A 1063-nucleotide genomic window follows, 5' to 3' on the forward strand; every position below is an offset into this window, starting at 1 on the left:
GAGGACAGGGGGTCCGGCGGACACCGGCCTTCCACCGCGGCCGACGCGGCTCGCGGTCGTGGGCCGGAACGCGCACAGTCGTGGGCCAGAACCGCACGGCCCTGGGTAAGAACCCGCCCGGCCCCAGGTCGGAGCGGCTGGCCGTCCGGCCCACAACCGCTCGAAGCCCGGACCGGACCGGCTCGAAGCCCGGACCGGACCGGCTCGAAGCCCGGAGTCAGAACGGCTCGAAGTCCAGACCGTCCGCGTCCTCGCCCTCTTCCTCCAGGGCCTGCCTGACCAGCCGGAGGGCCAGGCCCTCCGGGTAGCCCTTGCGGGCCAGCATCCCCGCAAGGCGGCGCAGACGCTTGTCCCGCTCCAGCCCCCGGGTGGAGCGGAGCTTGCGGGCCACGAGCTCGCGGGCGGTCGCCTCCTCCTGCTCCGCGTCGAGCTGCCCGACGGCCTCGTCGATCAGGCTCGGCTCCACGCCCTTGGTACGCAGCTCACGGGCGAGCGCCCGCCGGGCCAGTCCCTTGCTGTGGTGGCGGGACTCGACCCAGGCGTCCGCGAACACCGCGTCGTTGATCAGTCCTACTTCTTCGAAGCGGGACAGCACCTCGTCCGAGACGTCCTCGGGGATGTCCCGCTTGTGCAGGGCGTCCGCGAGCTGTTTGCGGGTGCGGGGGGTCCCGGTGAGCAGGCGCAGGCAGATCGACCGCGCCCGCTCCGCCGGGTCCTGGGGCGGCTTCTCGCCACCGTCCCCACCGCCTTCGGAAGTGCGGGAGTTCCGGGAGTCCCCTGTGCCCCCGGATCCCCCGAAGCCGCGCGAGGACCGGGAACCCCGGGTGCCTCTGCGGCCCTTCCCGGACTCCCCGAACCCCTCGGCCTCCCCCGGCCCCTCGGCGTCCCTGGAGGACCAGGGGAGCCTGGGAGGCCCGTCGGACACCCCGGCCTCCCCCGTGCCACCGTCACGCCTCACGCCACCGTCACGCCCGGCGCCACTCTCGCGCCCCGCGCCACCGTCGCGCTCCGTACGGCCGTCACGCCACGCGCCACGGCCGCGTCCGGCGCCGTCTCCATGAGC

General features: G+C 74.9%; 1 protein-coding gene. It reads right to left on the bottom strand.

Going from position 1 to position 1063, the window contains the following annotated elements:
- Positions 1 to 217: 217 nt before the first annotated feature.
- Positions 218 to 1063, bottom strand: an 846-nt coding sequence (gene recX / locus ACWGIG_RS39050) for a recombination regulator RecX (protein ID WP_453326465.1), incomplete at its 5' end; no start/stop codon positions are given.

Source organism: Streptomyces sp. NPDC054863 (genome assembly GCF_053610825.1).